The sequence below is a fragment of the Marinobacter sp. Hex_13 genome (genome assembly GCF_001566815.1).
Classification (GTDB): Bacteria; Pseudomonadota; Gammaproteobacteria; order Pseudomonadales; family Oleiphilaceae; genus Marinobacter; species Marinobacter salarius.
The window spans coordinates 37798-44396 of sequence record NZ_LSMM01000050.1; the positions used below are offsets into that span (position 1 = coordinate 37798).

General features: G+C 57.8%; 6 protein-coding genes. 3 read left to right on the forward strand and 3 right to left on the reverse strand.

The genetic code is table 11. The features are described from left to right. The first annotated feature begins 109 nt into the window (after positions 1-109). The gene (locus tag AXW11_RS13265; protein WP_051946545.1) at positions 110-634 is read left to right on the forward strand and encodes a fibronectin type III domain-containing protein; all 525 of its coding nucleotides are present in this window, start codon (positions 110-112) and stop codon (positions 632-634) included. A gap of 16 nt (positions 635-650) precedes the next feature. Here AXW11_RS13265 and AXW11_RS13270 read toward each other — a convergent pair whose 3' ends face one another. Then, complete coding sequence (locus AXW11_RS13270) at positions 651-977, reverse strand: DUF2782 domain-containing protein (protein ID WP_036205605.1); 327 nt, start codon at positions 975-977, stop codon at positions 651-653. A 129-nt stretch (positions 978-1106) separates the two neighbouring features. Between AXW11_RS13270 and polA the strand changes: the two genes are divergently transcribed. Further along, on the forward strand, positions 1107-3842 hold the full coding sequence (gene polA / locus AXW11_RS13275) for a DNA polymerase I (RefSeq protein WP_091642315.1): 2736 nt from the start codon (positions 1107-1109) through the stop codon (positions 3840-3842). Positions 3843-4063: 221 nt separating this feature from the next. Continuing rightward, positions 4064-4432 carry a hypothetical protein gene (locus AXW11_RS13280; RefSeq protein ID WP_041332636.1) on the forward strand — a complete coding sequence of 123 codons (369 nt, stop codon included), beginning with the start codon at positions 4064-4066 and terminating at the stop codon, positions 4430-4432. 29 nt (positions 4433-4461) lie between these two features. Here the strand turns inward: AXW11_RS13280 and AXW11_RS13285 are convergent, their stop codons facing one another. Together AXW11_RS13285 and AXW11_RS13290 are read right to left on the reverse strand one after the other, a co-directional pair. Beyond that, positions 4462-5868: an OmpP1/FadL family transporter gene (locus AXW11_RS13285; protein WP_177190611.1), complete on the reverse strand. Its 1407-nt coding sequence runs from the start codon at positions 5866-5868 to the stop codon at positions 4462-4464. Between the two features lie 115 nt (positions 5869-5983). Further along, positions 5984-6599 (reverse strand): ATPase, T2SS/T4P/T4SS family (locus AXW11_RS13290; RefSeq protein ID WP_286792349.1); only part of this gene is annotated, 616 nt, incomplete at its 5' end.

The following is a 6599-nucleotide window of genomic DNA, read 5'->3' on the forward strand; positions in this document are numbered from 1 at the left end:
AAATGAGAAAGCCCGTCTCCCCGTTTTATTCAGGCCTCGCTTCTGACGTATCCCATTACAGTAACAACAGCACCAATAACGCGCTGACAAACGGATTGCGAGAAACACCATGCCAGGTATAAGACTCAGCCAGAACGCTGCGGGCCATCGGCAGCTTTGGAAAATGGTCGTTGCCGGAATGGCGCTGGCCATCATGGCCGGATGCCAGGAAGACTCCGGGGCATCAAGGGCCGCTTCAAGCCAAGCCAACGAAGCATCTGAACAAAGGCTGGGAGATGCCGTTTCGTCCATTCGGGACACCCTCGGGCAGCCTGAACCGGTACAGGAAGAGACATCCAACACTGGAGTTCCGGCCGACGAGGAGTCGATCACCCCTCCCACACTACGCTGGGACGCTCCGCTCACCCGGGAAGACGGCTCACGCCTCTATGCCAGCGACATCAGCGGCTATCGCATTTATTATCGCCTGCGGCACAGAGACAGTTTCGAGGTCATATCACTTTCCGGTGACGAAGACACTCGCTACCAGCTTGAGGATTTTCCGCCGGGTGCCTATGAATTCAGCATTACCGCCCTCGACGACAGCGGGCTGGAAAGCAAGCGCTCCGACGCAGTTACCGTCGACCTGATCTGAGTAGCATCCGAGAAATTTACCACCTGAAGATGACCCAACTGGGCACCAGCATGTCGGTCTCGCTCTCACGAATCCAGCCACCACCATCTGCTGGTACCAGGTAGTATTCGGGACCGACTTCCGGCACTACTTTGATCTCCACCAATTGACCATTCACCCGGTATTCGTAGAACACCTCGTTCTCACCCGGGCGAATCACGATCTGCGCCCCGTCAGCGGATGGCTGATAATCAGACACCACCAGGGGCTCCCTGGGTGTCTGTACAACATCGACATCCTCCTGGGCCATTGAAGGCCCGCAGAGCACACCCAACACAAGACCCGAGCAAGCGATACGTTTCATTTTCATGGTACTCTTCGGTTCTGTTTAGAGACGTGCATAATCACGCTGACACACGGGAAATGCACCCCGTTTATGTCAGAGTTGCACAAGCCTATCAACGCTTCAATCAGAATCCGGATCCGTTTTGATATGACACAGCAGCAGACTCCGCCGGTAGTTCTTGTAGATGGCTCCTCCTACCTCTTCCGCGCCTATCATGCCCTGCCGCCACTGATGACCAGCAAGAGCCACCCCACGGGCGCCATAAAGGGCGTTATCAGCATGATCCGGAAGCTGGAACAGGATTTTCCAGGCTCAAAAATGGTGGTGGTGTTCGACGCCAAGGGTAAGACCTTTCGCAACGACCTGTACGAAGACTACAAGGCCACCCGCCCGCCTATGCCGGATGACCTGGCCATGCAGATCCAGCCAATCCACGACATGGTTCGGGCCATGGGCCTGCCCTTGTTGATCGTCAGTGGCGTGGAAGCCGACGATGTCATCGGCACCCTGGCCCATGAAGCCACCAGCAAGGGCATTGATGTGGTGGTGTCGACCGGCGACAAGGACATGGCGCAGCTGGTGAGCGATCACGTCACCCTGATCAACACCATGACGGATACCCGCATGGACCGCGATGGCGTGGTCGAAAAATTCGGCATTGGCCCGGAGCAGATCGTGGACTACCTGGCGCTGGTGGGCGACAAGGTGGACAACATTCCCGGAGTCAACAAGTGCGGCCCGAAAACCGCCGTTAAATGGCTACAGGCGTGGGACAACCTGGATAACATCATCGAGCACTCGGATGAGGTCAAAGGCAAAATTGGCGAATACCTTCGGGAAGCCACCGAAACCCTGCCGCTCAGTCGCCAACTGGCCACCATCAAAACCGACGTGGATCTTGAGTTCGGGCTGGAAGACCTCAAGCTGAGGACCCAGGACGACGGTCAGTTGCTGGAACTGTTCCGGGAATATGAGCTTCGATCCTGGATTGCCGAGCTCGAAAACAGCGACTCAGCCGATGAAAAAAGCGCGGACGATGCCGTCGACAACAGCACCAATCCGGCCAGCAAAGAGAAAACATACACAATAGTGACCGATCAGGCAGAGCTGGATACCTGGATTGATCGCCTCAACAAGGCACCGCTGTTCGCCTTTGATACCGAGACCACCAGCCTGCGTTATATGGACGCCGATGTCGTTGGTGTGTCCTTTGCCATTGAGCCCGGCGAGGCTGCCTACGTGCCATTTGGCCACGATTATATGGGCGCCCCGGAACAACTGGACCGGGAAACAGTGCTGAACCAGTTGAAACCACTGCTGGAAGACCCGAAGAAAGCCAAGCTCGGCCAGAACCTCAAATACGACAAGAACGTGCTGGCCAACCACGGCATCCACCTGGAAGGCATTGCGGAAGACACCATGCTGGAGTCCTACGTACTCAATTCCGTAGGGTCTCGTCACGACATGGACTCGCTGGCCAGGCAATACTTGGGCGAGCAGACCATCACTTTCGAATCCATCGCCGGCAAAGGCGCCAAGCAACTGACCTTCAACCAGATTGATCTGGAGCAGGCTGGCCCCTACGCGGCAGAAGACGCCGATATCACCCTTCGACTGCACCAGGCGCTGCGACCGCAACTGGAGAAAACCGGCCGGCTGCGGGACGTCTATGAAAACATCGACCTGCCACTGGTGCCCGTACTGTCCCGTATGGAGCAACGAGGTGCAATGATCAGCGCCAGCACGCTGCGCAAGCACAGCCAGGAACTGGCAGAGCGTATGGCGGAGCTTGAGAAGGAAGCCCACGAGGAAGCCGGCGAAAGCTTCAATCTGGGCTCTCCCAAGCAACTACAGGCTATTTTCTACGACAAAATGGGGCTGCCGGTGGTAAAGAAAACCCCGAAAGGCGCGCCCTCCACGGCGGAACCGGTGCTGCAGGAACTGGCCCACGAGCATACCCTGCCCCGATTGATCCTTGAGCACCGCAGCCTGAGCAAGCTGAAATCCACCTACACCGACACCTTGCCGGAATTGATTCACCATCGCACTGGCCGGATTCACACCTCCTATCACCAGGCGGTAACGGCCACCGGCCGGCTGTCGTCCTCGGAGCCGAACCTGCAGAACATTCCCATCCGCAGCGAACAGGGCCGGCGCATTCGCCAGGCTTTCGTGGCCCCGGAGGGCTACAAGCTGATGGCGGCGGACTACTCCCAGATTGAACTGCGCATCATGGCGCACCTGTCGGGCGACAAGGGACTGCTCAAGGCGTTCGAAAAGGGCGAGGACATTCACCGGGCGACGGCTGCCGAAGTCTTTGGCGTGGCCGTCGACGACGTCTCCGGCGACCAGCGCCGCAGCGCCAAGGCCATCAACTTCGGACTCATTTATGGCATGTCCGCCTTTGGCCTTGGCCGCCAGTTGGATGTGGGCCGCAACCAAGCACAGGAGTATATTGACCGCTATTTCGAGCGCTATCCCGGCGTGCTGAAATACATGGACAGTATTCGCAAACAGGCCCACGACGACGGATACGTGGAAACGCTCTACGGCCGTCGCCTGTACCTGCCGGAAATCAACGCCCGCAACAAGCAGCTGCAACAAGCCGCCGAGCGTACGGCCATCAATGCCCCCATGCAGGGGACTGCCGCGGACATTATCAAGCGGGCCATGGTCAGCGTTGAGGACTGGCTACAGGAACATCACCAGGACGATGCCCGAATGATCCTGCAGGTTCACGACGAACTGATTCTGGAAGTGCGTGAATCCGCCGTGGACAAGATTCGCGAAGGCCTTGAGAAGCGGATGTCTGCTGCGGCATCGCTGGATGTACCCTTACTGGTGGAGGCCGGAGTCGGTAATAACTGGGACGAAGCCCACTGAACCCTCTCGCCCAGGTTCCGTTTTGGGGCGAACAAGGTGGTTTCGCCCCAAAACACACCATTCTTTTTGCAGTCTCACCAGTATGCTCCCAGCAACGACGGCGCTGGGCTCGACAGCCGAAAACGGCACGAAATTCGCAAGCCTTGTGAGGGTCGGCCCCGCATTCGCATGAGTGAATACCGGGGCCATGTTGTGACACTTTTCTACCCGAGGCACTCACCATGACTTTTCTGGCTTCCGAGCGCAGTTGGCTTATGAACCCTGGCTTACTGAAACTGGTTCACCAGTGTCGCCGCTTAATTCAGTCTGAGTTCGGGGTAAAGCTGCACCTCACGGAAGAGCACCTGGAACGGCATCTAGCGGACTATGCCAGCAAAACCCGCTCAGCCCACCTCATCCACACCTGGGAAATACTCAGACCCCAGATCCCTCACCTGGACCTGCACGACGAGACCGACAATGCGAAGCGAATGTATCGCGGACAGGAAATTGCCGAGGAAACGTCTAGGGGCGACAGTAGTGCTTCCGAAACGGAAGCAGAAAGGACGAGAAAGAAGAAGGTTATCTATCGTGGGCAGGTTATTGGTTGAGGGGCGTCGTACGCCCCTCAAGGTATCACTTAAAACTGCTTGCTGACCTGTACCCCCGCACTCCAGGCATCAAGCTCGTAGGTACCACGGTAGCGAGCCGCCCCGGGCATGGGCTCGTCGTTGACGTCATAGTTCTGTTCGTTCACCTCTTCGTCGTCGAACAGCAACACCCCGGCGGCCACGTCTACCGTCCAGCCTGAACGGGCGTCGGCGTACTGTGCGCCCAGCGTGACCCAATCGCGATCCCCTGACGGGATTCGAGCCGTACGGAAATCGTCGTTCACCGGCGACTCATCCCAGGCATAGCCAGCCTTGAATGCCCACTCCGGGGTCGCCTGCCAGATGGCGCCGACATTGGCCTGCCAGGTGTCTTTCCAGTTTTCCGAAACGTGCGTCACCAGGCGCTCATCACCAAGACCGGGCCCTGCCTGAGAAGAAATTGGGCCATTGTCCTCACGGCTGACCACATCCAATGCCTCAAACCGGCTCCACTTGGCCCAGGTCGCACCTGCCAGCAGTGTTACGGTATCGGTCAATTGGTGACGGGCACCGAAGGTAATGCTCTCGGGAATATCCAGCGGGACAGTCACCCGTTCAGTGACCGTGGACTGGCTGAACGTCAGGCCACCACCGCTAAGGCTACCCTGCGGATAGTTACGAACTTCCGCGTCGCCATCCAGCTCCAGTTCTGTTCCGGTCTGGGCGGATATACCAAACTGTGTTCGCTCCGACATTTCCCAAAGCAAGCCAAAGGCGAAGGTGAGCGCCACGTCACTGCCTTCGATATCCGCGTAACCGTCTTCCAGGGTCCCCGGGGGCAACCCGAAGCGGGCTTCCGTACCACTGTAGTCCTGGAACTTGGTCAGCCGGCCTTCGGCGTAGATCACATTGACGCCAGCACCCATGGAGAATCCATTACCGTCGTTAACGGCAATGGACGGGCTGAATGCAATGGCGGTCAGCTCGGTCTTGTCCGCGAAAAAGCGCCCCTTGAAGTCATCCTCGTAATCCGCCGCAAGGCCATAGGGGGCGTGCAGACCGAAGCCCACGTCCAGCCAGTCGTTGATTTCGTGGGTCATGTAAAAATTGGGAAGGACGGCCGGGTCGGCGATATCACCACCGTTTCCACCGGCGACGGGACGGCCGTCATCGCGAACGGCACTGCCAGTGCCTTCCTTGAGCTCGGCATCAATATCCAGAACGGCGGCACCAAACGACATATTGGTGCCGGAAAGCTGGCTCATGCCGGCCGGATTGAAGAAAACCGTAGTGGCATTTTCCGGATTGGCTGCGGTGCCGGCGTTAGCAACGCCCATGGCACTGGCACTTTGCTCATTGAGTGAAAAACCACCGGCCAGCGCTGCGGCGGGTGCCACCAACGCCGATACCGTCGCGATTCGGATAACAGAGCCGGGCAATACTTTGTTTTTGCGCATAAATCCCCCTGGATGATCGTCGGAGCGGAGTATACGCATCACGGGCCAATGGCCTCAAATGCCATCCCTACTGATTCAGAACCCTAATTGTTTACTACTTTAGTCTAATCCTCGATCAATCGTCCTGGATCGACAACTTGTCGACACTGGAAGCCAGCTTGTCAGCGCCCTGGGAATCGGCACCCAGCTTGATCATCAGGCGCAGGTCGTTGGCTGAATCCGCGTGCGCGAGGGCATCCTCATAAGTGATGGAGCCTTCGGCATAGAGTTCATAAAGCGCCTGATCAAAGGTGCGCATGCCGCTCTCGTTGGACTTGGACATCAGTTCCTTAAGTCGGTGCACTTCGCCTTTTCGAATCAGGTCCGCGACCAACGGTGTGTTGATCAACACTTCAATGACGGCTTTGCGGCCCTGCCCGTCCGGCGTCGGGATCAACTGTTGAGCGACGATGGCCTTGAGGTTCAGGGACAGGTCCATCCAGATCTGGTTGTGCTGTTCCGGCGGGAAGAACTGGATAATCCGGTCCAGCGCCTGGTTGGCGTTGTTGGCGTGCAGGGTAGCGAGGCACAGGTGGCCGGTTTCAGCAAACTGCACAGAGTATTCCATGGTCTGGCGGGTACGCACCTCACCGATGAGGATCACGTCCGGTGCCTGGCGCAGGGTGTTCTTCAGAGCCACTTCAAAGCTATCGGTATCGATGCCCACCTCTCGCTGGGTCACGATACAGCCC

Excerpts from the sequence above, each read along its gene's own strand:
- AXW11_RS13280 (WP_041332636.1), top strand. The coding sequence starts at position 4,064 with ATGACTTTTCTGGCTTCCGAGCGCAGTTGGCTTATGAACCCTGGCTTA.
- AXW11_RS13270 (WP_036205605.1), bottom strand. The coding sequence starts at position 977 with ATGAAACGTATCGCTTGCTCGGGTCTTGTGTTGGGTGTGCTCTGCGGG.
- AXW11_RS13285 (WP_177190611.1), bottom strand. The coding sequence starts at position 5,868 with ATGCGCAAAAACAAAGTATTGCCCGGCTCTGTTATCCGAATCGCGACG.
- AXW11_RS13265 (WP_051946545.1), top strand. The coding sequence starts at position 110 with ATGCCAGGTATAAGACTCAGCCAGAACGCTGCGGGCCATCGGCAGCTT.
- polA (WP_091642315.1), top strand. The coding sequence starts at position 1,107 with ATGACACAGCAGCAGACTCCGCCGGTAGTTCTTGTAGATGGCTCCTCC.